The sequence below is a fragment of the Halorubrum salipaludis genome (genome assembly GCF_002286985.1).
GTDB lineage: Archaea > Halobacteriota > Halobacteria > Halobacteriales > Haloferacaceae > Halorubrum > Halorubrum salipaludis.
The window spans coordinates 1-26,455 of record NZ_NSKC01000001.1 but is presented as its reverse complement, the minus strand read 5'-3'; the positions used below and the strand labels follow the sequence as shown (position 1 = coordinate 26,455).

Genomic DNA, 26,455 nt, shown 5'->3' with positions numbered 1-26,455 from the left:
TCGCCCCCGCCGTCGCGCTCGCCGTCGCTTTCCGCGGTGACAACCCTCAAAAGGGCTCCCGACGACCCTCCCGTGTGAAACGGATCCAGCTCGGCAACACCGTCTTCGAGGGCGAAAACGACGCGTACCTGCTCGACGGCGAGACGACCGCGCTCGTCGACACCGGGGTCGCGCTCTCCGACGTGCGCGCGGAGCTGGAGGCCGGCCTCGCCGAGCACGGGTACTCCTTCGCCGACGTGGACGCGGTCGCGCTCACCCACTGGCACCCCGACCACGCCGGGTTGGCCGGCGAGATACAGGCCGAAGGCGGCGCGGACGTGTACGTCCACGCGGCGGACGCGCCGCTCGTCGACGGGAGCGAGCCCCCGCTGTTCCTCGACCGCGACCTCCAGCGCGAGACGTTCGACCGGTGGGGGATGCCCGAGCCGGACCGGGAGCGACTGACCGCCTTCTTCGACGCGGTGAGCGCCGACCTCAGCGGCCGCCCCGCCGACGTAACCACGTTCGGCGACGGGGACGCGATCGAGGTCGGGGGCGTCGAACTCGAGGCGGTCCACCTGCCGGGCCACACCGCCGGACTCACCGGGTTCGCGTTCGACCCGCGAGCGGTCACCGGCCACGAGCCGGTCGGGGGCGCGGACGCGACCGAAGAGCTGTTCGCCGGCGATGCGCTCCTCCCGCGGTACACCCCGAACGTCGGCGGCGCCGACGTGCGGGTCGACGCGCCGCTGGCCGCCTACGCGGAGAGCCTCGCGCAGATCGTCGCCCGCGACTTCGACGCGGCCCACCCCGGTCACCGCGAGCGGATCGACGAGCCGGGCCTGCGGGCCGCGACGATCCTCGACCACCACCGGCACCGCACGCGGCGGGTGCTCGACGTGCTCGCCGACGGGGGACCGGCGACCGCGTGGGAGGTGTCGGCCGCGCTGTTCGGCGAGCTCTCGGAGATCCACGTCCTCCACGGGCCGGGCGAGGCGTTCGCGCACCTCGATCACCTCGCGGACGCCGGCGTCGTCGAGCGCGACGGGACCGCGTACCGACTGGTCGACCCGGAGCCGGACGTCGACGCGCTGTTCCCGACGACCCCCCTCGACGACGCGGTCGACGGCTCGGAGGGGTAGGCGGCGACCCTCCCACTCCAACCCCCGATCCGACCTCCCACTCCAACCCACGATCCGACCTCCCAATCCGACCCCCCACGCTCCGTCGCTCGTTCTCCCGCCGAAAGCTATTCCCGCGGGACGGCGTATCCACGGACGTGAAGCGGGACGCCCTCCTCGCGGTCGCCCTCGCCCTCCTCGCGGTCGTCGCGCTCGGCGTCGCCGCCGCCACGCTCGACTCCGCCGTCAGCCTCGACGGCGGCGGGTTCGGCGGGGCCCAGGGCGACGCGCCGAGCGCCGGCGACGGCCCGGGCGATCCGGGGCTCTCCCCGTCGCCGGGCGGCGAGACGACGCTCGCGACGCAGCCGCTGTGTTACGAGTCCCTCCGCGAGCCGCCGGCCGTGCTCCTCCTCTCCGGGCTCGTCGTCGGGATCGCGGCGATCGCCTACCGCGACACGCGCTCGCCGCTCGCCGCCCTCGCGGCCGCCGCCGCGGTCGGCGTCCCGATCTGGCTGCTGTGGACGGCGCTGACGACCTGCGGCGCGACCCAGACCGGGAGCGAGTTCGAGTTCGGCATCGCCGGCCCGGACGACGGAATCGTGCCGGAGGGAGCGGCCGGCGGCGCGGGAGCCGGCGGGGGCGAGGGGGCGGCGTCGGCGCCGGAGCTCCTGTTCGCGCTCGTCGTGGTCGCCGCGCTCGTCGCCAGCGTCGGGGTGCTCCTCCTCGCCGGCGGCGACGACGACGCGACGCCGGGCGCCAGTGCCGCGGCCGAGGAGGACCCCGAGGAGCCGACGCCCGACCTCGCCGCGGTCGGCCGGACCGCCGGCGAAGCCGCGGACCGGATCGAGTCGTCCGACGCCGACAACGAGGTGTACCGGGCCTGGCGCGACATGACGGCCGTGCTCGACGTGGACCGCCCCGCCTCCTCGACGCCCGCGGAGTTCGCGGCCGCGGCGGTCGACGCGGGCGTCGACGAGGAGCCCGTCGCGGCGCTCACCGACGTGTTCGAGCGAGTCCGGTACGGCGGCGCGGACGCGACCGACGACCGCGAGCGCAGGGCCGTCGAGGCGCTGCGCCGGATCGAAGCGCGGCACGGGGACGGCGAGGGGAACGGTGGCAGCGAGGGGCACTGGGACGGGAGGCGCGGAGACGCGGACCCCCCAGACCACCCGACGCGCTCCGGGGGTGACCGGTAGTGCGTCCCCTCGCGCTCGTCGGCGTCGCGGCGATCGCGGTCGGGTTCGTCGCCGTCGCGAACCGGGGCGTCGCCGCCGCGATCGACCCCTCGACCGTCGTCGTCACCCTGATCGGCGCGCTCGCCGTCGTGCAGGGGGTCCGGTACGCGAACGAGCGCCGCGGCCGGGACCGGCGGACCGCCGACCCCGGCGAGCCGGAGCGGCGGGCGCCCGCGACCGTGCCCGGGGCCGACCTCGACGAGCGGATCGCCCGGATGACCGCCGCCTCGCCCGGTGCGTACGCCTCCCGGCGCGAGCTTCGCGAGCGGGTCCGGGCCGTCGCGGTCGCGGCGGTCGCCAGAGAGCGAAACTGTTCGACCGCGGCGGCCGAGCGGGCCGTCGACGTCGGGACGTGGACGGACGACCGGACCGCGGCCGCGTTCTTCGCGGGCGACGCGTCGTACCCGATCCGGGTCCGGCTCCGAGCCGCGGTCCGGGGGCGTTCGCGGTACGGATACGGGCTCCGCGCGGCGATCGACGCGATCGGGCGGCTCGACGGCGGGGAGCGCGGGTCTCCCGGTCGCGGGCCGTCCTCGGATCACGAGTCGGCTTCGAGCCCCGATTCGGCGGAGGCGACGCGATGACCGCCGAGACGGAGCGCGGCGACGCGACCCGTGAGCCGGCGAACCGCGGGGCGGAGCCGACGACCGAGCGCACGCCCCTCCGCAGGTCCGAGACGGGCCGGTGGGACGGGATCGCCGGGGTCGCGCTCGCGCTCGTCGGGGTCGGGGTCGTCGCCCGGCAGCCCGGGCTCGTGCTGACCGGTGCCGTCGGCGTGGGGTACGTCGTCTACGCCCGGGTCGGCGAGGCGCGCGAGGCGACGGTCGAGCTCGAACGGACCGTGAGCGACGACGCGCCCGAGCCGGGCGACGAGGTGGTCGTCGCGGTCCGCGCGCGCAACGTCGGCGACGCCCCCCTGCCGGACCTCCGGCTCGTCGACGGGGTGCCGCCCGGGCTGGAGGTCGTCGACGGCCCCGCGCGGATCGCGACCGCGCTCCGCCCGGGGGCGACGGCGGCCTTCGAGTACACCGTCCGGGCGACCCGTGGCGAACACGAGTGGGGACCGGCGCGGGCGATCACGCGGGACCCGGCCGGCTCTCGGGAGCGCACCACCGGGCTCGCGACCCCCACGCGGATCGCCTGCACCCCCGAGCTGTCCGCGGGCGGCGACCTCCCCCTGCGGGGGTTGACGACCGTCTACCACGGCCGCGTCCCCACCGACGTCGGCGGCGCCGGCGTCGAGTTCCACGCCACCCGGGAGTACCGCCGCGGCGACCCGATCAAGCGGATCGACTGGAATCGGCGGGCGCGGACGGGGGAGCTGGCGACGCTCGACCTCCGCGAGGAGCGCGCCGCGACCGTCGTGCTCCTGATCGACGCGCGCGAGTCGGCGTACGCCGCGACCGAACCGGACGCCGACACCGCCGTGGAGGCGAGCGTCGAGGCCGCCGGGCAGGCGTTCACCGCGCTGCTCGACGGCGGGGACCGGGTCGGGATCGCAGCGCTCGGCCCGCGCGACTGCTGGCTCCGGCCGGGCGCGGGCACCGCGCACGCGGCCCGCGGGCGCGAGACGCTGGCCACCGACCCCGCGCTGGCGCCGACGCCGAGCGAGGGGCGGTTCTACGGGTCGCTGTGGCTCCGCCGGTTCCGGCGGCGGCTCCCCGCCGACGCGCAGGTGCTCTTCTTCACCCCCCTCCTGGACGACTTCGCGGCGTCGCTCGCGCGCCGGATCGACGCCCGCGGCCACCTCGTCACCGTCCTCTCGCCCGACGTGACCGCCGGCGACGACCGCGACGATCCCGCCGGCGACACCCCCGGGACGCGGCTGGTCGCGTTCGAGCGCCGCGAGCGGCTCCGCGACCTGCGCGGGGCGGGGATCCGCGCGGTCGAGTGGGGCGACCGGTCGTTCCCCGTCGCGGTCGCGCGGGCCACCGGGAGGTGGTCGCGGTGAGCCGGCGAGAGGCGACTGCCGGCGACGGGGACGAGGCGGACCCCATCGACGCGGACTCCCTCGACGCCAGCGACCGCGAGCGCGACGCTCGCCCCCCGACGCTCGCGGTCGTCGGGAGCCTCGTCGCCGGCGCGGTCGCGGCGCTGGCCGCGCTCCTCGCCGCCCCGATCGGCGGGGCGCTCGTCGGGCTCGCGGCGCTCGGCCTCCTCGCCGGGTCGCTCCGGCGGTCCCACCGGCTCCTCTCGTGGGCGGCGGGGATCGGCGCGGTCGGGATCGCGGTCGCGGGGTACCGCGGCGGCGCGGTCGAGCCCCTGCTCGCGGCCGGCGTCGCGCTCGCGCTCGCGTGGGACCTCGCGGACCACGGGGTCTCGCTCGGCGAGCAGGTCGGCCGGGAGGCGCGGACGCGCCGGAACGTCGCGGTCCACGCCGGGACGAACCTGCTCGCGGGCGGACTCTCGATCGCGGTCGTCTACGGGGCGTATCTGGCCGCCGCGGGCAGCCAGCCGGTCGCGGCGCTCGCGCTGCTCCTGTTCGGGGCGGTCGCGCTGGCGTCGGCGGTGCGGTGACCGTCGGTAGTGGGTGACCGTCGGCCCGCGCGACCCGCCGCCGATCGCGGGTCCTTTTGTACTCCCTCGCCGACGCTCCGGTATGCACACCGTAGTCACCGGATCGACCGCGGAGCCCCCGGCGACCGTCCCCGCGGGGTGGTCGGCGTGACGGACCTCGTGACGTTCGGCGAGACGATGCTCCGGCTCTCGCCGCCGCGCGGCGAGCGGCTGGAGACCACCGACAGCCTCGGCGTGCAGGCGGGCGGCGCGGAGAGCAACGTGGCGGTCGGCGCCGCGCGGCTCGGCGCCGACGCCGTCTGGCTCTCGAAGCTCCCGGAGTCGCCGCTCGGGCGTCGGATCGTCGGCGAGCTCCGGAGCCACGGCGTCCGGACCGGCGTCTCGTGGGCCGACCCCGAGACGAGCCGGCTGGGGACGTACTACCTCGAACACGGCGGGGAGCCGCGCGGGACGAACGTGATCTACGACCGCGCGGACGCCGCGATCACGACGGTCACGCCCGCGGAGCTGCCGACCGGGGCGCTGGAGTCGGCCGACCGCTTCCACACGACCGGGATCACGCCCGCGCTCTCGGACCGGGCCGCGGAGACGACGACGGCCCTGCTCCGCGCCGCGGGCGAGGCCGGCGCGACGCGCTCGCTTGACCTCAACTACCGGGCGAAGCTCTGGGACCCCGAGACCGCCCGCGCCGCCTACGAGGGGCTGTTCGAGCACGTCGACACCCTGTTCGTCCCCCGGAGAGACGCCCGCGAGGTGCTGGATCGGGAGGGAGACGCGGTTGAGATCGCCCACGGGCTCGCGTCCGCGTTCGGCTTCGAGACGGTGGTCGTCACCCGCGGCACGGAGGGCGCGGTCGCGCTCCGGAACGGCGAGGTGTACGAGCAGGGCGTGTTCGAGGCCGACACGTTCGACGCGATCGGCACCGGCGACGCGTTCGTCGCCGGCTACCTCGCGAAGCGGACCGACGGCGGCGACGTGGCCGACGCGCTGGAGTGGGCCGCCGCGGCCGCCGCGCTGAAGCGCACCGTCGACGGCGACCTCGCGGTGATCACGCCCGACGACGTCGAAAGCGTCGTCGGCGGCGAAGGCGGGATCAATCGGTAGCGGGCTTTTTGAACGACCGTGTGGCGTGGGCCGCGGGACCGTCTGCGATCCGCGTCACGCTCTCTCGACCTCGCGTCACGCTCTCCCGACCCGCTACCGAACCCGTCCCACGGTCACGTCGAAGGGGACGCGCTCGACGCGCTCGTACTCGTCGTTCCCGATGGCGTCGACCACTTCGCGCCCCATCTCGCGCCAGCGCCGCCGCAGGTCGTCGTACGCGCGCTCGGAGGTCGCCGCGATCAGCTCCGCGCGGTGGTCGGCCAGCCCCGCGCCGGAGGCCTTCCGCGCCGCGGCGGTCAGGTCCGGCTCCGCGTACGGCGCCGCGACCCGCTTCTCGTGGACGTACCGGCCGGTCCGCACGTCGTCGACCCCCGCCGCTTCGAACGCCTCGCGGACGCGGTCGCCGAGCGCCACGTCGGTGTCGACTCCCCGTAGGTACGCCTCCCGCGCCTCCCGCTCTAATCGCTCCTCGGCGTCGACGGTGGAGGTCACCGTCACGTCGGCGTTGTCGGGCTCGATCGCGGCGACCAGGTCGGAAGAGACTCGCGCGAACTCTCGGACCGCGGCGGCGGGGTCGGGGAGGTTGATGAGGAGGGCCTGACAGACCGCCAGATCGACGGCGTCGTCCGGGAGCGGGAGCCGCGTCGCGTCGCCGGCGACGTACGGAAGCCCGGTCTCCTCGCGGGCGACGCGCAGGAGCTCCGGGTCCGCGTCGATCCCGAGCACGGCCGCGTCGGGCGGGGTCTCGGCGTCGAGGACGCGGGTCAGCTCCCCGGTGCCGCAGCCGGCGTCGAGGACGCGGCGGCGGCTCGGCAGGTCGAGGTCCGCGAGGGCCTCCCGGTCGTCGGCCCACATCCCGCGCCGGGTGTGTTCGAGGTACTCCGCGGAGAAGCGTCGCACGTCCCCGCGTTCGGCGCAGGGGAGAATAAACGTACGGAACTCGGTCCCGCTCGCTGCCGTCGGCGCCCTCGCCGCCGGCGCCGCCTCACTCGGCGTCGTCCGTCTCGTCACCGCCCCCGATCCCCGCCAGGTCCGCGAGGAGCGCGGCGGTGACTCCGGCGCAGTAGCCGACGAACGCCCCGCTCAGTCCGACGAGGGCGAACGACATCGTCACCCCGCCCAGCGGCGCGTCGCCGCCGCCCACGCCGGGGACGCCGAACACGGTCCCGACGACCACGAGCGCGGCGAACACGAGGGCGGGCACGACGCCCACCGTCAGGCACGCCGGGCCGCCGCAACGCGCGTACGCGCCCGCCGCGGCGATCGGCGCCGGCGCGTAGAACACCAACAGCGGGACGAGCCGGTCGGTCACCGCCGCCGCGGCCCGGATGTCCGCGAGCTCGGCGACGACTGCCAACGCCACCGCCAGCGCCACGAGGCCGGCGAATCCCACGACCATCGTGAGGGCCAACCGACGCCGCTGCCCGATGAGCAGCGCTCTCGTGGTGGTCATGTCCGTGGATCACAGCTCCGGGTACATAAAGGCGCGTCGGACACTCTTAAGCGATTCAACGCATTTCCGGGGACTCCCCGTGCGAGTCCCCGTCCGTCCGAGCCTCAGTCGTCCGTCACTCCGCCCGAGCCTCAGTCGTCCGTCACTCCGCCTGACCCTCAGTCCGCCCGCAGCTCGCGGACGCGGTCGATGTTCCACGCGAAGCTCTTGCCGTCCTCCGTCGGCGTCTCCAGCGCGAGGGGCACGTCCGCCAGATCCGGGTGGTTCAGGAACCGCTCCATCCCCGCTTCGCCGATCAGTCCCTCGCCGATGTGGGCGTGCTCGTCCTTGTTGGTGCCGCAGGCGTGCTTCGAGTCGTTGAGGTGGACGTACTCGAGGTGCTCTAACCCGACCACGTCGTCGAACTCCCCGATCGTCTGATCGACCGCCTCGGGCGTCGAGAGGTCGTAGCCCGCCGCGAACGCGTGGGCGGTGTCGATACAGACGTCGATGTCGGTCTCGGTGCGGTCGATGATCCCGGCCAGGTGCTCGAACTCGCCGCCGAGCTTCGTGCCGGCGCCCGCGTCGCTCTCGATCAGGATCGTGACGCCGTCCGGCACGTCGATGTCGTCGATCACCGACGCCGCGTTGTCGAGCCCGCCCTCGACGCCCGCGCCCGTGTGTGCGCCGAGGTGGACGTTGACGTACGGAATGCCGAGCTTGTCGGCCGCGTCGACCTCCTTCTGCATCGAGTCGAGCGACTTCTCGCGGAGCCCCTCCTTGGGCGTACAGAGGTTGACGAGGTAGGAGGTGTGGATCACCCACGGTCCCTCCAGCTCGCGCGCGGTGCCCTCGCGGAACCGCTCGGCCTCCTCGTCGCCGATGTTCGGGTCCTGCCACACCTGCGGGGAGTGGGTGAATATCTGTCCGCAGTTGCCCCCGACCTCTACCTGGTTCTCGACCGCGTTGTCCACGCCGCCCGCGATCGAGACGTGCGCGCCGACCTTGAGACTCATACCGTCTCCACGCGAGCGCCGGAAAAAGCCCCTTCGGAACCGGGCGGGAGTCCCGTCGTCCGCTTCCGTCGAAGAACCGTCAGCGGTGCTATCCGTCCGCGCCCCCGCCACTGTTCCCGGGACGGGTCCGGACCCAGCCGTCGTCCCGGTACTTCGTCTCGACGAGCTCTGCCGCGCGCCGGAGCTCCTCGTCGGTCCACGACGCGTCCCGATCGATGTCGACGTCCCCGCGGTCGCCGCCCTCTCCGGCGTCGCCCTCTCCGACCACCCACGCGACGAGCGCCGCCTCCACCGCCGCCACCGCGTCCGCCCGATCGATCGCGGCAAGCTCGTCCATCCCGACGACCCGGTCGCGGAACGCGCTCGCGGTCACCGGCGGGTCCGCGAACGTCCCGAGGTGTCGCTCCGCCTCGACCGAGAACGTCAGCGAGCCGTGCTGGATGACGGCGTCCCGCTTCCGGTACTGGGCGTTGCCGGCGATCTTCCGCCGCTCCTCGGCGACGCCGTCCCTCCCGCCGCCCGCCACCACGTCGTGCGCCGGGTGAAGCTCCCGCAGGTAACACGCCGGGTGGTACAGCTCCGGCACCGACTCCTCGACGTAGTCCGCGTCGATCCCGAGCCGGTCGAACGCGTCGAGGACGGGCTCGCAGAGCAGGTGGTAGCAGTCGAGCAGTTCGCCCGGCACGTCGGCCGCCGGGACGGCGATCGAGTAGGCGACGTCCCCGAAGCCGTCGTGGTAGATCCCGCCGCCGCCGGTCTGGCGCCGGGTCACGTCGATCCCCTCGCGCTCGCAGAACGCCCAGTCCACCGTCTCCGGGTCCTGTCGGTACCCGAGAGTGAGACAGCTCGGGTCCCACCGGTACGTCCGCACGGTGGCGGGCCCGCCGGCGGCCGCCGTCTCCGCCGCGACCTCGTCGAGCGCCATCTGCATCGGCCCCGGCCGCGCCTCCTCCCGGATCAGCCGCCAGTCGCCCGCGGGCGCGGTCACCGTCGACCACCCGCGCTCCGCGATCGTCGCTCGCCTCTCTCCTTCGCTCCGTCCGCGTGCATACGCCCCACGTCGCCGCCCCGGCCGAAAGCGGTTGCGTTCGGGGCGCCGCGCCCCGACACGTCACGACCGAACCGCCGGACGCGATCTCGGACGGGTCGACGCGATGTCGAACGAACTGCCCCGATCGCGTTCGATCACCGAGAAGTATAGATTATCAATGTATTATTTAAAATTGGTAGTTCTGTGATCTTAGAGAACCGGATCGAAGCGGATGCTAGAAAAAACCGCCTATAGGCCCCCAATAGGTGCGTTTAGATTGTATTAGGCCTGATCAAATAGCTGTCTGGTTTAAAATGAGTATAAAACCAAAAAGAGACTATATTTGCCAAATAAATATGTATTCAGCATAAATATTGGGTGTAATAGATCATATAAACAAAAAATGTTGAGATAAACTCAGAAAAGAGAGATCTGGAATTAATAACAGAATTCTGGTATAATTATTAAAATATATGGTTTCTTATCATTATGAAGATAGCGGGTCGATCGGCTTCTCGACGTTCGCCGAATTCGGGTCCCAATGGTCTGAATGACTTTACAGAACTATGTCTGTAATAGGATTCTTTGTCCGCTGTCGGCTTCCCGATGCGATCGCTGTCTCTCGGCCCGCGCGCCGGGTATCTCTCGTGGGACCGACTCTCCCGCACGGCTACGATCAGTAACGATCATCTCTGATCTGTCCCGCGACGCGGGATACCGAGCGCAGTCGAATCGTTCGATCCGCGTTACTTCCGTCGATGCGATCGCCGAATATCGGCCGGAATGCGGAGATGACCTCGTCGGTCGCCGTACATGTCGGTCGGTTCCGATCGGTTCCGTCCCGCATCGCGGGAGCGTGTTCGGGATACGCGAAGCCCTTTGTCGGTGGCGTCGCGGATCGACCGCGGACAGAACGAGATCGGTCGGAGGGAGGCGTCTCCGAGCCGATTACAGGTACTCGATGTTCAGCTCGATCTCGTTGACCGTGCCCAAGAGGAGGTTCGGCAGTTCCTCGCGGAAGTACTCGCCGGTCAGCCGGTTGGCGGGTCCCGACACGCTGATCGCCCCGAGCACCGTGTCGCTCTCGTACCGGACCGGGACGCCGACCGCGCGGAGCCCGGATGTCGACTCCTCGTCGTTGAACGCGTATCCCCGCTCCCTGACCGCTTCGAGCTCCTCGTCGAGCGCCTCCCGTTCGGCGGTTCCGTTCGCGGCGACCCCGTCGAGGATCCGCTCCCGGCGCTCGGTCGGGAGGTTCGCTAGGATCGCCTTTCCGGCCGCGCTCACGTGAAGCGGCCCGCGCTTGCCGATCGTCGCGTCCGTCTTGACCGCGTCCGGGCCCGCGTGGGTGTACATGTACACGCGCTCGCCGTGCTCCTCCGTGATGAACTGGACGCGTTCGGAGGTGTCCCCGCTCAGCTGTCTGACCTTCCTGTGTATCAGCTCGTTCGCCGGCAGCGTCTCCCGTCGCCGTCCGCCGTGCGTCAGGAACCGGAGGCTCAGCTCGTATTCGTTCCCCTCGCGAACGATGTATCCCCGCTCGTGAAGCGTCGTGAGGTGACGATGCGCCGTGCTGGTCCCGACCCCGACGGCCTCGGCGACCTCCTCGATGCTCGCCGATCCCGCCCGGTGCAGAAATTGGACGACGTCGAGCGTCGTGTCGACCGCCTTGACCCGCCCGCGATCCGGCGTGTGTTCCATGTGCCCACTGACGATACCGGGGGTAATAATGGTCCCGCATCGCGGGATGAGAAGTGGCCGATTCCGCGGCCGGTTCGCTCGGAGATCGAGTCGATCGAACTCGGACCGCGGTCGATCCGGTCCCCAACCGCGCGTCGTCAGGTGAGCCGTGAGGCGAACGCCCTCACTCCGGCCGGTAGTAGCCGGTCCCTTCCATCAGGCGACGCTGCGTCCGGTAGACGGTCACCGACTCGACCGCGGGGACCGACCGATCGACCTCGGCGGTCGCGGCCATCGTGCCCTTCGGATGCCCGAGCGTGACCGTCGAACCGGGGTCCGAGGCGACCTCGTTGGGGATCGTTCCGGGGATCTGCGCGGCCGCCGCGGTACAGGAGACGCCGGTGACGGCGTACACCGGATGGAGCTTCCCCATGCTCATGTACCTCGCCGTCAGGTCGATCTCCTCGGCCGAGACGTCGCCTCCCTCCGGCGTCGTGTAGTCCGTCGGCGGCGCCACGAAGACGAGCTTCGGGTAGCCGGGCGTCTCGATCGAGGCCTCGTCGGGGTCGTCGACGAAGCCGAGTTCGACGGCCACCGTCCCCCGAATCCGTTCGAGCCGTTCGAGGAGGTCCGCGTCGCCGTCGATCTCCGCGCGACCCTCGGTGGCCGTGAGCCCGATGTCCGCCGCGCGGACGAAGGCGATCGGCGTCGTCACGTCGAGCACGGTCGTCTCGATCGTCTCCCCGTCGACGTCGATCTCGATCGTCGGGCCGCCGAGCGGGAACAGCCCGTCGGTCATCGCGCCGGCCGGGTCGTGGAACGTCGTGTCGATCTTCGCGCCGGTGCCGGGGACGCCGTGGATCTTGAAGTCGCCGACGCTCGCCGCGCGGCCGTCGCACAGCGGCACGGTCTGGGTGATCTCCGCGCCGGTGTTCGTGTTGTACAGCTCCACCGTCACCGTGTCGTCGTCCGGATCGACCGGGACCATCCCCTCGTCGACGGCGAACGACCCGATCGCGCAGGTGAGGTTCCCGCAGTTGCCGCCGTAGTCGACGACCGCGTCCTCGACGGCCACCTGTCCGAACGTGTAGTCGATCTCGATCCCCTCGCGGTCGCTCTCGGAGACGACCATCAGCTTCGACGTCGTCGACGTCGCGCCGCCGAGCCCGTCGATCTGTCTGTCGTCGGGGCTGCCGAACAGCGAGAGGATCGCCTCGTCCTGGTCCTCCGTCGGCAGGTTCTCTCGGGGGATGAACACGCCCTTGCTCGTGCCGCCGCGGACGATGGAACACTCGATCGCGCGCTGGTCGCCGACTCGTTCGCCGCTCATTCTGCTCCCTCGATGTACTCGGCCGTCTCTTCGGCGGCGATCTTCCCGAACACGGCCCCGTTGGCGAGACCGGTCCCGCCCGGGTAGTTGTCGAAGAACAGCCCGCCGGTGGTGTTGCCCGCGACGTACAGCCCGGGGATCGGACGGCCGATCGTGTCGAGCGCGCGGGCGCGGTCGTCCGTCGCCGCGCCGCCGAAGCCGAACGTGATCCCGCCGGTGACGCGGTACCCGTGGTACGGCGGCTCGTCGAGCGGCAGCGCCCAGTTGGACTTCTCGAGATCGAGTCCGTCCGTGTGGTTCCCGTCGAGCGAGTCGGGGTCGAACTCCCCGGGGTCCGTCGCCGCGTTGAACGCGTCCACGGTCGCGGCCCCCTCCTCGGGCTCCTCGCAGCCGAGCTCGGAGAGCACCTCCTCGACCGTGTCGCCGGTCACCCAGCCGCCCGGTCCGGTCGCGCGCATGTGCTCTTTCAGGGGGTCGTCGATGACGATGAACGCCTCGTGACCGGGCTCCTCGAAGATGATCCGGCCGAGCTTGGCGTACGTGTGGGCGCGGGCGTCCTCGCCCTCGTCGAAGAAGCGCTCGCCGTCGTTGTTCAACAGCACGCCGTACTGGTACCCGTCGACACGGTTCGCGCCGCCCTCGTAGTCGGGCGACTCGCTGTCGATGAGCGCCATGTGGGCCCCGCCCCACTGCCCGTCCGCGCGGGCGCCCGCGTCGAGGACCATCTCGATCCCCTCGCCGGTGTTGTACCGGCTGCCGCGGACCTTCATCGCGTCGTAGTCGGAGCCGTAGTACCGGGTCCGCTTCTCCTCGCTCGACTCGTAGCCGCCGGCGGCGACGACCACGGCGTCGGCGCGGTACTCGACGTCGCCGTCGTCGTTGCGGGCGCGGAGCCCGGACACCGCCCCGTCGTCGAACAGGATCTCGCGGGCCTCGGTGCGGTACTCGAACGTCGCGCCCTGCTCCTCGGCGGCCTCCACGAGGTCCGCGACGAGCTCCTCGCCGTCGAAGAACGTCCGCGCGACCGTGTACCCGACGTTGAGCGGCTCCATGTCCCAGCTCACGCCGCGCTCGGTGAGCCAGTCGACCGTGGGGCCGATGTTGTCGACGATGGTCCGGGCCAGGTCCTCGTCGGCCCGCCCGTTCGTCTGCTTCATGATGTCCGCGTAGAAGTCGTCGGGCGTGTAGTCGTCGATGTTGTACTCGTAGCCGTACTCCTCGAGGTCAGAGTCCGACGACGCGACCCGGAACGACTCGCTGTACCGCGTGTGCCCCCCTCGCTTGTCCTTCGGCGACTTCTCCAGAACGGTGACGTCTAACCCCTGCTCGACCGCGCGGTTGGCCGCGCTCAGTCCGGCGATCCCACAGCCTACGACGACGACATCCTGGTCGGTGACGATTTGCATCTCCACTGATTATCTATGATGAACGGACATAGACGTTTCGTCCCTTCGCCGTCGTCGTCAGCCGCATGCACTGCCGCCGTCGGGGGAATTCGCCGTCGTCGGGGAACGCCCCGTTCCCGCCAGAGGATATATTCGTGCGGCCGTCGAGGTGGGCGGTATGGACGCAGTCGTCATAGACGAGTTCGAGTCGTTCGACGTGATCGACGTCCCCCGCCCGGAGCCCGGTCCGGGAGAGGTCCTGATCGACGTGTCGCGGGTCCAGCTGAGCGTGACCGAGTGCCTGCTCTACCGCGGCGAGTCGGTCGCGCACTACGACGCTGTGAGACGGCGGATCCGGGACGAGGAGCCCGGCGCGAGGCTGTTCGGCCACGAGTTCTGCGGAGTCGTCGCCGAGTGCGGTCCGGGCGTCGAGGGTTACGAGGTCGGCGACCGCGTGTACGCGCCCGGCAAGATCCACTGCGGGGAGTGCCCGTACTGCCGGTCCGGCTACGAGAACTACTGTCCGGACACCGAGGCGATCGGGTACGACCGGCCGGGCGCGCTCGCGGAGTCCGTCCGGCTCCCTACCGAGCCCCTCCGGCCGGTCCCCGAGGGCGTCTCGGACGCGGAGGGGGCCGCGCTCCAGCCCCTCGCGAGCTCCGTGCTGTGCGTGGCGGACGCCGAGATCGACCCCGGCGACGACGTGCTCGTCGTCGGCGCCGGCGTCATGGGGTTCCAGTGCGCCCTGCTCGCGGAGCGGTTCGGGGCCGCGACGGTGTACGCCGCGGACGTCCGCGACCGCCCGCTGGAGATCGCGGCGGCCAACGGCGCGGTCCCGATCGACGCGACCGAGACCGACCCGGTCGACGCGGTCCGCGAGGCCACCGGCGGCCTCGGGGCCGACGTGGTCATCGAGGCGGTCGGCGGCGATCAGACGCACGCGACCGAGGGGGACGACCCCCTGGCACAGGCGTTCCGGGCGGCCCGCCGGGGCGGGACGGTGCTGCAGGTCGGTCACATCTCCGGCGACGTCGAGATGACCCCCCGATCAGCCAGATCGAAGGCCGTCCGCTGGGAGAACCCGCGGAAGGGGGTCGCCGACCTCGGCCCGGGGACCGACACGGGGACGCTCGCGGGCGAGCTCGTCGCGAGCGGCGCGGTCCCCATCGGCGAGTACGTCACCCACGAGTTCGACGGCCTCGACTCGTTCGGAACCGTCGTCGACGTCACGCTCGACAAGGGCGCACACGACGCGCTCGGCCCCGCGCAGATCGTCCTCGACTGACGTTCTCGATTCCCGACTGACGTTCTCGACTGAGGTCGCCGGCGCCAGACGCCGTCGGCGCGCGACGAACGCTCTCCCTGCTCTCGGCCCCGAAAAACGCGGACGCCGCGGCGTCCGACCGCGTCGGTCAGTCGAACAGCGATTCGACGAGCTCGCCGTCGTCGACGACGACCTCGCCGTCGAGCCGGACGGTCGGCGTCCGGACGACCCCGTCGAGGTGGATGTCGCTTTTGAGCGTGCCCCCGAGCGACTCGTTGTCGCCGACCGCGAAGTGGACGGTCCCCGCCTTCTTCTTGTCCTCCGCGAGGTTGCCGATGAGCTTCGCCTCGGGGTTGGTGCCGATCGCGAACTCCGCGATGTTCCCGGCGTTCTCGTCGTTCTCGTCGATGATGCGACGGAGCTCGTCGGCGTCCTCGCCGCCGGTGACGTCGGTGACGAAGCCGTCCTCGACGTGGAGGGTGATCGGCTCGTCGACCTGCCCGAGGTTGTCCATCGAGACGTCGATCACGATCTCGCCGTTCGCGGTCCCCTCCGCCGGGTGGGTCGGCGACTCTCCCGGCGGGAGCGTCGCGAAGCCGTAGTTCTCGTGGTAGTAGCCGTCCAGCGAGAACGCCGAGCAGCCCTCCAGGCTGAAGGAGACGTCCGTCCCCTTGTCGCTCGTGACGTGGGCCTCGGTGGCCGCGTCGAGCACGTCGCGGACCGCCTCGGTCCGTCGGCGGAGCTCCTCGAAGTCGACGCTCATCGCGCCCTCGACCATCATGTCCTCGGTGACGCTTCGGAGGATGCCGAACCGCGTGCCGGCCTCCGCGGCCGCCAGCCGCGACCGCGTGTGCGTGATCGCGTGGCTCGTACAGGTGAACGCCACGTCCGCGGCGGCCATCGCTTCGGCCACCGTCTCCGGCGGCTCGTTGCCGTGGCTCTCTAACAGCGGCATGGTCGTCGTGATCGCTTCGGCGCCCGCGCCCGACGCGGCGCGCGCGATGCTCCGCGCGACTCGCTCCTTCCTCGCGTCCGCGATGACGAGGACCTCCTCGCCGGGCTGGACGTCGAGACAGTCCTCGACGATACCCCGTGCTGCCGCCGCCATTTCGACGTCTAACATGAACGATTTACCAGATTCGTTCGGATATAATAAACACACCGGTGAAGGATCCCGCCGACAGTCTCCAATGATTTAATATGAAGAATTAAACTGATTTCCCGTTTCAATCAGTTGTTGCTATACGGTCGCCGGACCGTCTGCACCGCAGGCTCGGTGAGGCTCGTTCAGTCGTGGAGCGCGAGAGGTCGAGCCCGGTGCGGGCGCCGATGTCGTTCTGCGGTCGGCGACCCCCGACCGGCGGACGGGACCTCGTAACCTACACGATCGAATTCGACCGTTTCAGGAACGTATTTGTAACCGGCTGTCCGTTCTCCGTGTATGGACTCAATCCAAGAGATGAAAGGTGCGAGTATCGTCGTCGACACCTGCGCCGCGATCGAGGCCGGCGAGGACGTGTTGGTCGTGACCGACTGGCAGGTCGCGGACGTGGCGGAGCGCGTCGCCGCGGCGGCCAACGAGCGCGACGCCAACGTGACGATGACGATGATGGAGCCGCGCGAGTACGACGGCAACGAGCCCGAGGACACGGTCGCGGCGGCGATGATGGAGGCCGACGTGATCATCACGCCGGTCCACCGGTCGATCACGCACTCCAGCGCGACCGCCGAGGCGAAGGCGAACGGCGCGCGCGTCATCAGCATGGTGAAGTTCACCGACGAACAGCTCGTCCGCGGCGGGCTGTACGCCGACTACGAGGGGATGCGCCCCCACTGCGAGGAGATGGCGCGGAAGTTCTCCGAGGCGAGCGAGGCGCGCGTCACCTCCCCGCAGGGGACCGACGTGACTGTCGGCCTCGAGGGGCGCGACGGCAACGCGCACCCGGGGATCGCGGACGAACCCGGCGAGTTCACGGCGCTGGTGCACATCGAGGCGAACATCTCCCCGGTCGAGGGAACGACCGACGGGACCGTCGTCTTCGACGGCGCGATCCCGAACCTCGACATCGGCGTCCTGGAGGAGCCGGTCCGGATGGAGATCGAGGACGGCGCGGTCACCTCCGTCGAGGGAGGCAAGGAGGCGAAGAAGATCGAGCGCGTCTGGGCGGAACACGACGATCCGGCGGTCTACAACATCGCCCAGCTCGCGGTCGGCATGAACCCCGAGTGCCCCGAGTTCAACGGCTGGTTCTCGAACGATCACGGCCGCTACGGCAACGTCCACTTCGGGATCGGAACGAGCAGCAACCTCGGCGGCACCACCCGCGCGCCGGTTCACTTCGACGCGATGATGGCCGAGCCGACGCTCGAGCTCGACGGCGAGGTCGTCGTCGAGGACGGGGAGTTCACGTTCTTCTGATTCTCCCGTGTTTTTGTAAGAAACGCACTTCTCCGACGATACGCGGCTTTTAATCCTCGATGTGGGATATTCTAGCCCCCTCACGACGAGTTCGTAAATAAACTCGATTTCCCACGGGCCTCGTGTACCGGAAGATTCAAATAGGGGTCCGACGTTCATATCGGTTGTATGGGAGACAATCACGATCGATCGTCTGTGTCACGTCGAGACTACGTCAAGTACGCCGGCGCCGCGTCCGCAGCGGCGATGACCGGCCTCGCGGGCTGTTCCGGTGGGGGCGACGGCGAGTACCCCGACGGGGACATCACGTACATCATCCCCTTCTCGGAGGGCGGCGGGACCGACACGTACGCGCGCCAGTTCATCAGCCACATGGCGGACGAGCTCGGGACCAACATCGCGATCGAGAACGTCCCCGGCGCGGCGTCGCTCCGCGGCACCGGCCAGCTGTACAACGCCGACCCCGACGGCTACACGATCGGGGGGTTCAACCCGCCGTCGACCCCGGTCTCGGCCATGGTCAACCCGCCGGAGTACGACATGACCGAACTCGAGGGCGTCGGGACGTACGCCCGGACGCCGTTCGTCGTCGTCGCCAACCCCAGCTACGAGATCGAGGACTTCGACGACTTGCTGAGCCGGTACGCCGACGGTGAACTGGAGATCTTCTCGGGCAAGGAGCGCGGGGGCGTCGACCACGTGCTCGCCCTCCTGATGCAGGGGAACGACAGCTACGACTTCCAGTGGGACCGGTACGTCGGCTACGACGGGACCGGCCCGGCGGTACAGGCGACCATCTCCGACGAGGTGCCGGCCGCGATCGCCACCGACACCGGCGCCGCCGGCGCGGTCGAGGACGACCGCCTCGACGTGATCGCGTGTCTGTCGAGCCAGGGGTCTGAGGTCTTCCCGGACGTTCCGAGCACCACGGAACTCGGATACGACAACATCGACTTCCTCGGGCAGCTCGTTCGCGGCATCTTCGCTCCGGAGGGGACCTCCGAGGACCAGATCCAGGTGCTGACCGAGGCCCTCGAAGCCGCCCTTCAGGCGGACGAGGTGCAGAGCTGGTCCGAAGAGACCGGCAACGTCGTCGAGTACGGCGGGCCCGAGAGCGCGTCCCAGGCGGTCGCCGACGCGTTCGAACAGATCCCCGAACAGGTCGACCTCGAAGCGGTCCGCGAGGCCGCGGACGAGTAGACCTCCCTCGCTTTCCCGCCGCGGAGTTGTCGTCCGCCACACCACCAGTCGAGACCATGTGTATTAATATCACCCACGCTCCAGTACCACGCAAGCATGTCAAGTAAATCGCTGTACCGACGACTGTCCGAGCGGTTCGATCAGGAGCGGTTCCTCCTGATCGTCCTCATTCTCGGATCCGGTCTCGCGCTCGCCGAAACGTTCCGGTTCGACATCAGCTCAGCCGCGCGGTTCCCGCGGCTGACGGGATCGGTCGTGTTCGTCGGTGCGCTCCTGCTGTTCTTCTCGAAGTACCTCCCGGGGCCGCTCCGCGCCGCCGTGGAGGAGTCGGCGGGCGTCTTCGAGGCCGACGAGGAGTTCGAGAAGCGGCAACAGGAGGTCGAAGGGCGCCAACAGTCGGGAGACGACGCGACGGAATCCGGCGCGACGGAGCCCGACGCGGACCGGAACGAGCTGTCCACCGTCGGACGCCCGATCCACGACTCGGTGTTCACCGGCCTCATCGCGACCGGATACGCCGCGCTCGGCTTCGCGATCGGCATCCTCTGGGCGACGCCGATCTTCGTCGCCGTGTACGGCTACTGGTTCAAGCTCCCCCGGTACCTCACGGCGGTGCTCGCCGTCGTCGGGTTCGCGATCGCGTACGGATTCATGTCGGTGCTCGGCGTCCCGCTCGACCGCGGTCAACTGCTCGTCACGAGCGGGGTGTTCTAGATGGCGGCGCTCGCCGCCTTCTCGGAGGCGCTCTCGATCGTCTTCAGCTGGCCCACGCCGATCTGGGTAGTGATTGGGCTGACGCTCGGCATGATCGGCGGCGCGCTCCCGGGGATCGGCTCTTCCCTCGGGATGGCGATCGTTTTGCCCCTGACGCTTCCGCTGGGGCCGATCAACGCGATCATCCTCCTCGTCAGCATGTACAGCGGCGCGATGTACGGCGGCAGCATCTCCGCCATCCTCGTGAACGTCCCGGGGACGGGCGGAGCGGCCGCGACGACGTTCGACGGGTATCCGATGGCGAAACAGGGCCGCGCGGTCGACGCGCTCTCGATGTCCGCGACCGCGTCCGCGACCGCCGGGTTCCTCTCGGTGCTCACGCTGCTTCTCATCTCGCCGATCCTGATCGAGGTCGTGCTGCTGTTCGGCTCGCCAGAGTACTTCCTGATGGCCATCCTCGGGCTCTCGATGATCACCATCGTCGCCGAGGGGTCCATGGTCAAGGGGCTCGTCGCCGGCGCGGCCGGCCTGCTGATCACGACCGTCGGCATCGCTCCGAACTCCCCGGAGCTCCGGTACACCTTCGGGAGCCTCGGGCTCTACGACGGGATCGACTTCATCGCGGCGCTCATCGGGATGTTCGCGGTCGCGGAAATGCTGAAGCTCGCCGGCCAGGAGGGCGGGATCGCCGACGCCGAGATCGACCTGTCCGGAAACACGCTCTCCGGCGTTCGCGAGACGCTCTCGCACCCGTGGCAAATCATCAAATCCGGCTACATCGGGATGTTCATCGGCGCGATTCCGGGCGCCGGCGCGACCGTCTCGAACTTCCTCGCGTACGGCGAGGCGATGCGGAGCTCCGACAACCCCGGCCTGTTCGGCAACGGCGAGCCCCTCGGCGTCATCTCCAGCGAGGCGTCGAACAACGGCACCATCGGCGGGTCGCTGATCCCGACCATCTCGTTCGGGATCCCCGGCAGCGGCTCGACCGCCGTGCTGCTCGGCGGCCTGCTGATGCACGGGCTGCGCCCCGGTCCGCAGCTGTTCGAGGCCGACCTCCACATCACGTACGCGTTCCTGATCGCGCTGCTGGTCGGTAACATCTTCATCGTCCTGATCGGCGTGCTCGTCGTGACGCGCCTGGCGAAGCTCACCCAGGTCGACACCCACGTCATCATCCCGCTGATCCTCGTGTTATCGATGGTCGGCGGCTACACCCTCCGGTCCAACTGGGTCGACGTGATCACCGTCCTCGTCCTCGGGTTCCTCGGGTACATCATGGTCCGGAAGAACTACTCGATCATCGCGTTCGTGCTCGGGGTCGTTCTGGGGCCGATCGCCGAGGAGAACCTCATGCGGTCGCTGCAGATATCCGGCGGCTCCTACGACATCTTCGTGACCAAGCCGCTGTCGCTGCTCATCACGGCGGGGATCCTCGTGATCCTCCTCGGACCGTACGTCAAGCCCGCGCTCGAACGGCGGCTCGGCTAGCCGCGGTTCGGGCGCGTTTCGCGTTCCGCCGCACCTCTTCGTCACCGCCCTTCTCCGGTCTGGACGCGGTTCTTCGTCACACCCTTCTCCGTTATCAGACGCGCTTCTCGACCGGCTCTCGCGATCCGCTCGCCCGGATCGTGGCGGTTCCGGACGGCGTGCGGGGGAGCGTTCCGCCGCCGATCCCGACGGTCCGTCTGTGCCATCCGTCAGGGGATCGGCGTGTCGACGCTGTCGACGACCGCAGTGTGCACCCCGTTCGTGTCCCGTCCGAGTCGTTCTTCCAGTCGCGTTCGCCGATCGCTCTGGTGTCCGCTCGGAGCCACCGCTGACCCGACGGTCTCGAACCCACGCGAGAACGCGATGGGCTCCGGGGTCTCGGTCCGTCTACCGATCCGACCGGAGGGAGGGCCGCCTACGGTGCCGCCCCGAGGCGAACGTCACACGACGAGCGGCCAGTAGAAGAGCCACGACAGCGCGATCACGACGACGCCGTGGACCATCGTCACGAGCCCGAAGACGAGCACCTCCCGGAGCCCCAGCGGTCCCTTGTCGTACGAGAGCAGCACCGAGGTCGTGTTGAACGGGAAGAAGGTCGTCGAGCCGACGGCGATCAGCACCGACAGCGCCAGGTAGAGCCGGTTGAGGCCGAGGACGGTCGCGAACTCCATGATGATCGGCAGGGCGACCACGATCGCGGCCGACGCCGTCGAGAACCACGAGCGGATGAAGACGGCGAGCGCGAGGAGGGTCCCGATCACCAGCCAGGGCGCCATCGCCGCGAACGGGACAACCTCGATGAGCGTCTCGACGACGTAATCGAGCGTTCCGGTCGTCTCCATCGCGTCGAGGATGGAGAACATCGCGCCGATGAGGAAGAGGATGCCCCAGCTGACGTCGGCGATCAGGTCCCGGTCGACGATGCCCACGCCCGGGACCGAGAGGACCGCGACCGCCGCGGCCGCCGGGACGATGGTCGGAAGCCCGACGAAGGAGCCGGCGATCCACGCCACCACCGCGCCGAGCATGACGACGCTGACGATCCGCTGATCCCGCGTCAGCGTGACTCCGCCGCCGCTCCGATCGCCGATCCCGTTCGCGTCGAGCGCGTCATCGCCTCCGGTCGCGTTGAGCGCGTCATCGCCGTCGCGTTCCGCGTGCTCCCCGTTTCCGGCGTCCCCGTCGGAGCCGTTCGACTCGAGCGTCAGGTCGTCGTCGACGCCGTACACGACGAGCGCGCTGACCGTCGACAGCCAGAACAGGAGGATCATCGGCGGGATCATGTACACGGCCCACTGGACCCAGGTGACCGTCCGGACGGACTCGTTGATCAGCTGTGAGGTGATGATCGCCATCCCCCCGCCGGTCATCAGCATCATCGACCCGATCGGGTTGATGTGGCCGAGCACGATGAAGCAGGCCTTGCGGAACGTCCCGTCGTCCGGAAGCCCGTACGCGTCCGTCATCCGGTTGACGACGGGGATGAACGTCACGGTCCGAGCGACCGCCGACGGCATCAAAAGCGAGAGCCCGAACATGTGGGCCGCGAGCGAGCGAACGCTCGTCCGCGGTGTGCTCCGGGTCGAGAGCATCCGCCCGGCGACGACCTTCCCCAGTCCGACCTCGGAGATCGCCCCGCCGAGGAGCAACAGCAGCAGCAGGAAGAACACGAGCGTCGAGGCGAACCCGCTGACCGCGTCACCGAACGTCGGGACGAGGTCGAGAGCGAACAGCAGGACCGACGCGGCCGTGCTCGACACCACGTAGGGGACGGCTTCGGTCAGCCACAACACGAGCGCGAAGAGGAAGACGGCGAGCACGAGCTGCATCTCTCGCTCGAGACCGCCGAGCGGCGGCGCGAGGGCGCCGCCAACGAGCACGGCGATCGAGACCCAGATCCCCGCGACGGCGAAGCTCGGGAGCGACAAACCGGCGATGGACGCGCGCGATCCGCCCTTGGAGGCAGGCATGTCTCCCAACCAACGCGGGTACACCTCAAAAACGCGACGGAGCAAGCAAACTCGACGGTGAGCAACACGTGAGCCCGGCGGCGGCCGGGATCCACTGAAAACTATAAGGGTGCTCGTCACGCATGGATTGGCAACCATGACAATCGTCGCTGGAGTCGAACGGCTCGACCGGGAGAGCAACGCCGTGATCGAGGGACGGAAACACGCCGACGCGTTCGGTGAGGACCTCCACGTCGTCCACGTGCTGAGCCAGTCCGCGTTCCGCGATCTCGAACAGGACAGCCTCAGCGACACGGGCAAGACCGTCCCCGTCGACGACGTTCGGGCGTTCGCCGAGGAGACGGCCGACGAGGTCGCGAGCCGCACGACCGACGACTTCGAGGCCGTCGGCCTCGTCGGCGACGCCGGCGACGAGCTCGTCCGGTACGCGAACGAGCAGGACGCCAGCTACATCTGCGTCGGCGGTCGCCGTCGGTCCGCGGTCGGCAAAGCACTGTTCGGCAGCGTCACTCAGGACGTGCTGTTGAACGCGGAGTGTCCGGTCGTCACCCACGTTCGGCCGGACGAGAAATGACCGGCGGAGCGCCGCGAGCGCTCGTCGATCAGGACGTGAAGCCGCGAGACGTGCTCGAGCGCGAGGTCGGCGATGTCCTCGCGCTCGAAGTCGGCGTCGAGCCGACCGAGGAGGCGCTGATCGAGGCGCTCGACGGCGTCGAGATCCTCTTTACCACGTCCCGGCTCCCGGTCACGCGACGGGTGCTCGAGAACGCCGACTCGCTGCGGCTGGTGGCGAAGATCGGGACGGGGATCGACACGATCGACCTCGACGCCGCCGCGGACGAGGGCGTGACGGTCGTGTACACCCCGGGGATGAACGCGCTCTCGGTCGCCGAGCACGCGCTGACGCTGCTGCTGGCGGTCAAGCGGAACGTCCTGATCGGTCAGCGCGCGCTGGAGGCCGGGAAGTGGCGCGACGAGGTGCCGAACGCCAGCGCGGTCGCCGGCACGTCCGTCGGCATCGTGGGCTTCGGCAACGTCGGGTCCCGGCTCGCGGGGCTTCTCGACGGGTTCAACGTCGACGTGTACGCCCACGACCCGTACGTCCACGACATCGACACGCAGGTCACCGGCGCGACGCTCACCGACTTCGAGACCGTGCTCTCGGAGCCCGATGCCGTGGTGGTCACCGCCGAGCACACTCCCGAGACGCGGGGGATGATAGACGAACGGGCCCTCGCGGCGATGGACGACGACGCCGTGCTGGTGAACACGGCCCGCGGACCGATCGTCGACACCGGGGCGCTCGTCGACGCGCTCGCGGCCGGGACGATCGGCGGTGCCGGCCTCGACGTGTTCGAGACCGAGCCGCTGCCGGCCGACTCCCCGCTGCACGACTTCGAGAACGTCGTGACGACGCCGCACATCGCGGCGTCGTCGGTCCGAGCGCGCTCGGCGATCATCGAGACGCTCGTGGAGTGTGCGTTCGCGTTCCTCGACGGCGACACCCTCCCGGAGCGGTTCGTCGCGATCGACCCGCGCAAGGGAACGCGCTCCGACGCGGCCGCCGACCCCGAGGAGAACTGACGCTCTACGCGCCGGATCCCGCCGCACCCCCCCGCCGGATCCCGCCGCACCCCCCGCCGACCGATCGGGACGCCACCGTCCGGTATAAATATCCCTTCACATGTTCGGCGGAATCGTTTCGGCGGTTCGCGGTCCAGTCGGAGACGGTCACAGAGATCCATGTCTACCGAACAGTACGACGCGGTCGTCGTCGGCTGCGGGATCGCCGGGCTCGCCGCGGGGATCCGTCTCGCGGAACGCGACCAGTCCGTGATCGTTCTCGAGAAGTCTCCGGAAGCGCATCGAGGCGGTCACACGCGCTTCACCGAATCGTTCCGGATCCCGACGGCGGACATCGACCTCGACGTCGAGTTCAACGTCGAGGACTACACCGCCGCGGACTTCTACTCGGACCTGATGAAGACGACGAACTACCGGGCCGACAACGAGTTGGCCCGCACGGTCACCGAGGAGGCCGCGGACACCTTCGAGTGGCTCACCGAGATGGGCCTCGACTGGGAGTATCAGGCGCCCCATCCCGGATACACGGCGGGGCGCGTCTGGCTCGACGGCGAAACGATGATCGACGACCTGGTCGAGCACTACGAGTCGCTCGGCGGGGAGGTGCGGTACGACGCGATGGTACAGGACGTGATCAGGGCCGACGACGGCTCCGTCTCCGGGGTGTCCGGGTTCGTCGACGGGCGCCGGGTTCGGTTCGAGGCCGACGCCGTCGTCCTCGCCGCCGGCGATTACGGCTCCAGCAAGGAGAAGCGGACGCGGTACTTCGGCCCCGGCTACGGGAACATGAAGGTCCGCGGGAGCCGGTACAACACCGGCGAGGTGATCGACTCCGCGATGGACGCCGGCGCGAAGTCCGACGGCGAGTGGGGCGACGCCCACATGGCGATCATCGACGCCGGCTCGCCCGACGTCGAGGGGGGAATCACCCGGATCGACGGGTATCAGTACGGGCTCATCCTCAACCACGACGGCGAGCGGTTCGTCGACGAGGGCGAGGACTCGCGGGCGCACACGTACGCGAAGTTTGGTCGCCGGATCTTCGAACAGCCGTACCACGAGGCGTTCATCGTCGTCGACTCGAAGGTCGTCGACGACGTGGCGCACATGGGGCCCTCCCGCGCGATCACCGCGGACTCGATCGAGGCGCTGGTGCGGCGGCTCGACATCGAGAACCCGGAACGGGCGGTCGAGACCGTCGAGGCGTACAACGACGCGTGCGCCGACGACGCCGCGTCGACCTACGACCCGGACGCCTTAGACGGGAACGCGGCGACCGGCGTCGAGCCGCCCAAGTCGAACTGGGCGCTTCCCCTCGACGAGCCGCCGTTCACCGGCTATCCGGTCACCGGCGGCATGACGTTCGCCTTCGGCGGGGTCGCGATCACGCCGGACGGCGAGGTGCTGGACACCACCGACAGCGTCATCCCCGGCCTGTTCGCGGCCGGCAACGTCACGGGCGGACTGTTCTACGACAACTACCCCGGCGGGTCCGGGCTGACGAACGCGGCGGTCTACGGCCGCGTCTCTGCGGACACCGCGGCCGAGTACGTCTCGGAGGCACCGCCCCAATCGGCCGACGACTGATCGCGTCGACGGGCTCTCCCACGAGAGCGACGAGCTCGACGAATCGGAGGAGACGCTCGATCGACGGAGACGGCGGATCGGGCGACCGGAAGCGGGCTCGTCGAACCCCGAACGGGCAGATTTTTATCGGCCCGAAGCGACCCACCGAACGTTCATGAGCTACGAGAAGGTCGACGTCCCTGCGGACGGCGAGGCGATCGAGCTGGCGGACGAGGAGACGGGAGAGCTGACGGTGCCGGAGAACCCGATTATCCCGATCATTTACGGCGACGGGATCGGGTCGGACGTGGGACCGGCCGCCCAGAAGGTACTGGACGCGGCCGCCGAGGCCACGGGCCGGTCGATCGCGTGGATGCGCGTCTACGCGGGCGAGAGCGCCCGCGACAAGTACGGCGAG

At 70.1% G+C, this 26,455-nt stretch carries 24 protein-coding genes; 15 read left to right on the top strand and 9 right to left on the bottom strand.

Going from position 1 to position 26,455, the window contains the following annotated elements; all coding sequences use genetic code 11:
- Positions 1-74 precede the first annotated feature (74 nt).
- The 6 genes from CK500_RS00120 to kdgK1 all read left to right on the top strand — a co-directional run bounded on the left by CK500_RS00120 (position 75) and on the right by kdgK1 (position 5,956).
- Positions 75-1,121 carry an MBL fold metallo-hydrolase gene (locus CK500_RS00120; RefSeq protein WP_095635238.1) on the top strand — a complete coding sequence of 349 codons (1,047 nt, stop codon included), beginning with the start codon at positions 75-77 and terminating at the stop codon, positions 1,119-1,121.
- A gap of 137 nt (positions 1,122-1,258) precedes the next feature.
- Positions 1,259-2,296 (top strand): DUF4129 domain-containing protein, encoded by a 1,038-nt coding sequence (locus CK500_RS00115; RefSeq protein ID WP_233138629.1) that lies wholly within the window; start codon positions 1,259-1,261, stop codon positions 2,294-2,296.
- Complete coding sequence (locus CK500_RS00110) at positions 2,296-2,919, top strand: DUF7269 family protein (RefSeq protein WP_233138626.1); 624 nt, start codon at positions 2,296-2,298, stop codon at positions 2,917-2,919. The genes CK500_RS00115 and CK500_RS00110 overlap by 1 nt, the downstream gene beginning before the upstream one ends.
- Positions 2,916-4,286, top strand: a complete 1,371-nt coding sequence (locus tag CK500_RS00105) for a DUF58 domain-containing protein (RefSeq protein ID WP_095635237.1) — start codon at positions 2,916-2,918, stop codon at positions 4,284-4,286. Before CK500_RS00110 ends, CK500_RS00105 begins: the two co-directional genes overlap by 4 nt.
- On the top strand, positions 4,226-4,852 hold the full coding sequence (locus CK500_RS00100) for a DUF7519 family protein (RefSeq protein WP_095635236.1): 627 nt from the start codon (positions 4,226-4,228) through the stop codon (positions 4,850-4,852). Before CK500_RS00105 ends, CK500_RS00100 begins: the two co-directional genes overlap by 61 nt.
- Before the next feature lie 138 nt (positions 4,853-4,990).
- Complete coding sequence (gene kdgK1 / locus CK500_RS00095; RefSeq protein ID WP_198951469.1) at positions 4,991-5,956, top strand: bifunctional 2-dehydro-3-deoxygluconokinase/2-dehydro-3-deoxygalactonokinase; 966 nt, start codon at positions 4,991-4,993, stop codon at positions 5,954-5,956.
- A 93-nt stretch (positions 5,957-6,049) separates the two neighbouring features.
- Here kdgK1 and CK500_RS00090 read toward each other — a convergent pair whose 3' ends face one another.
- The 7 genes from CK500_RS00090 to tcuA (CK500_RS00060) all read right to left on the bottom strand — a co-directional run bounded on the left by CK500_RS00090 (position 6,050) and on the right by tcuA (CK500_RS00060) (position 13,850).
- The gene (locus tag CK500_RS00090; protein ID WP_095635235.1) at positions 6,050-6,856 is read right to left on the bottom strand and encodes a class I SAM-dependent methyltransferase; all 807 of its coding nucleotides are present in this window, start codon (positions 6,854-6,856) and stop codon (positions 6,050-6,052) included.
- Positions 6,857-6,941: 85 nt separating this feature from the next.
- Positions 6,942-7,409 (bottom strand): hypothetical protein, encoded by a 468-nt coding sequence (locus CK500_RS00085; protein ID WP_095635234.1) that lies wholly within the window; start codon positions 7,407-7,409, stop codon positions 6,942-6,944.
- Between the two features lie 158 nt (positions 7,410-7,567).
- Positions 7,568-8,404, bottom strand: coding sequence for a deoxyribonuclease IV (locus tag CK500_RS00080; RefSeq protein ID WP_095635233.1), 837 nt, complete (start codon positions 8,402-8,404; stop codon positions 7,568-7,570).
- A gap of 88 nt (positions 8,405-8,492) precedes the next feature.
- Positions 8,493-9,392 carry a lipoate--protein ligase family protein gene (locus CK500_RS00075; RefSeq protein WP_095635232.1) on the bottom strand — a complete coding sequence of 300 codons (900 nt, stop codon included), beginning with the start codon at positions 9,390-9,392 and terminating at the stop codon, positions 8,493-8,495.
- Between the two features lie 990 nt (positions 9,393-10,382).
- Positions 10,383-11,135 carry an IclR family transcriptional regulator gene (locus tag CK500_RS00070; RefSeq protein WP_095635231.1) on the bottom strand — a complete coding sequence of 251 codons (753 nt, stop codon included), beginning with the start codon at positions 11,133-11,135 and terminating at the stop codon, positions 10,383-10,385.
- A 163-nt stretch (positions 11,136-11,298) separates the two neighbouring features.
- Positions 11,299-12,444 (bottom strand): 2-methylaconitate cis-trans isomerase PrpF family protein, encoded by a 1,146-nt coding sequence (locus CK500_RS00065; protein WP_095635230.1) that lies wholly within the window; start codon positions 12,442-12,444, stop codon positions 11,299-11,301.
- Positions 12,441-13,850 carry an FAD-dependent tricarballylate dehydrogenase TcuA gene (gene tcuA / locus CK500_RS00060; RefSeq protein WP_095635229.1) on the bottom strand — a complete coding sequence of 470 codons (1,410 nt, stop codon included), beginning with the start codon at positions 13,848-13,850 and terminating at the stop codon, positions 12,441-12,443. The genes CK500_RS00065 and tcuA (CK500_RS00060) overlap by 4 nt, the downstream gene beginning before the upstream one ends.
- Before the next feature lie 157 nt (positions 13,851-14,007).
- Between tcuA (CK500_RS00060) and CK500_RS00055 the strand changes: the two genes are divergently transcribed.
- Positions 14,008-15,114: a zinc-dependent alcohol dehydrogenase gene (locus CK500_RS00055; RefSeq protein WP_095635228.1), complete on the top strand. Its 1,107-nt coding sequence runs from the start codon at positions 14,008-14,010 to the stop codon at positions 15,112-15,114.
- Between the two features lie 127 nt (positions 15,115-15,241).
- Here CK500_RS00055 and CK500_RS00050 read toward each other — a convergent pair whose 3' ends face one another.
- Positions 15,242-16,216 (bottom strand): aminopeptidase, encoded by a 975-nt coding sequence (locus tag CK500_RS00050; RefSeq protein ID WP_095635227.1) that lies wholly within the window; start codon positions 16,214-16,216, stop codon positions 15,242-15,244.
- A 318-nt stretch (positions 16,217-16,534) separates the two neighbouring features.
- Here CK500_RS00050 and CK500_RS00045 point away from each other — a divergent pair, with 318 nt between their 5' ends.
- From CK500_RS00045 to CK500_RS00030, 4 genes are all read left to right on the top strand, one after another.
- Positions 16,535-17,512 carry an aminopeptidase gene (locus tag CK500_RS00045; protein ID WP_095635226.1) on the top strand — a complete coding sequence of 326 codons (978 nt, stop codon included), beginning with the start codon at positions 16,535-16,537 and terminating at the stop codon, positions 17,510-17,512.
- A gap of 195 nt (positions 17,513-17,707) precedes the next feature.
- Positions 17,708-18,712 carry a Bug family tripartite tricarboxylate transporter substrate binding protein gene (locus tag CK500_RS00040; protein ID WP_233138624.1) on the top strand — a complete coding sequence of 335 codons (1,005 nt, stop codon included), beginning with the start codon at positions 17,708-17,710 and terminating at the stop codon, positions 18,710-18,712.
- Between the two features lie 96 nt (positions 18,713-18,808).
- The gene (locus tag CK500_RS00035) at positions 18,809-19,426 is read left to right on the top strand and encodes a tripartite tricarboxylate transporter TctB family protein (RefSeq protein ID WP_095635225.1); all 618 of its coding nucleotides are present in this window, start codon (positions 18,809-18,811) and stop codon (positions 19,424-19,426) included.
- Positions 19,427-20,917 carry a tripartite tricarboxylate transporter permease gene (locus CK500_RS00030; protein ID WP_095635224.1) on the top strand — a complete coding sequence of 497 codons (1,491 nt, stop codon included), beginning with the start codon at positions 19,427-19,429 and terminating at the stop codon, positions 20,915-20,917.
- Between the two features lie 440 nt (positions 20,918-21,357).
- Here CK500_RS00030 and CK500_RS00025 read toward each other — a convergent pair whose 3' ends face one another.
- Positions 21,358-22,887, bottom strand: coding sequence for an SLC13 family permease (locus CK500_RS00025; protein WP_095635223.1), 1,530 nt, complete (start codon positions 22,885-22,887; stop codon positions 21,358-21,360).
- Positions 22,888-23,023: 136 nt separating this feature from the next.
- Here CK500_RS00025 and CK500_RS00020 point away from each other — a divergent pair, with 136 nt between their 5' ends.
- From CK500_RS00020 to CK500_RS00005, 4 genes are all read left to right on the top strand, one after another.
- On the top strand, positions 23,024-23,461 hold the full coding sequence (locus tag CK500_RS00020; RefSeq protein WP_095635222.1) for a universal stress protein: 438 nt from the start codon (positions 23,024-23,026) through the stop codon (positions 23,459-23,461).
- Positions 23,458-24,471: an NAD(P)-dependent oxidoreductase gene (locus CK500_RS00015; protein ID WP_095635221.1), complete on the top strand. Its 1,014-nt coding sequence runs from the start codon at positions 23,458-23,460 to the stop codon at positions 24,469-24,471. The genes CK500_RS00020 and CK500_RS00015 overlap by 4 nt, the downstream gene beginning before the upstream one ends.
- Before the next feature lie 159 nt (positions 24,472-24,630).
- Positions 24,631-26,058, top strand: a complete 1,428-nt coding sequence (gene tcuA / locus CK500_RS00010; RefSeq protein WP_095635220.1) for an FAD-dependent tricarballylate dehydrogenase TcuA — start codon at positions 24,631-24,633, stop codon at positions 26,056-26,058.
- 154 nt (positions 26,059-26,212) lie between these two features.
- Positions 26,213-26,455: isocitrate/isopropylmalate family dehydrogenase (locus CK500_RS00005; protein ID WP_269843945.1), on the top strand; the 243-nt coding region annotated here is incomplete at its 3' end.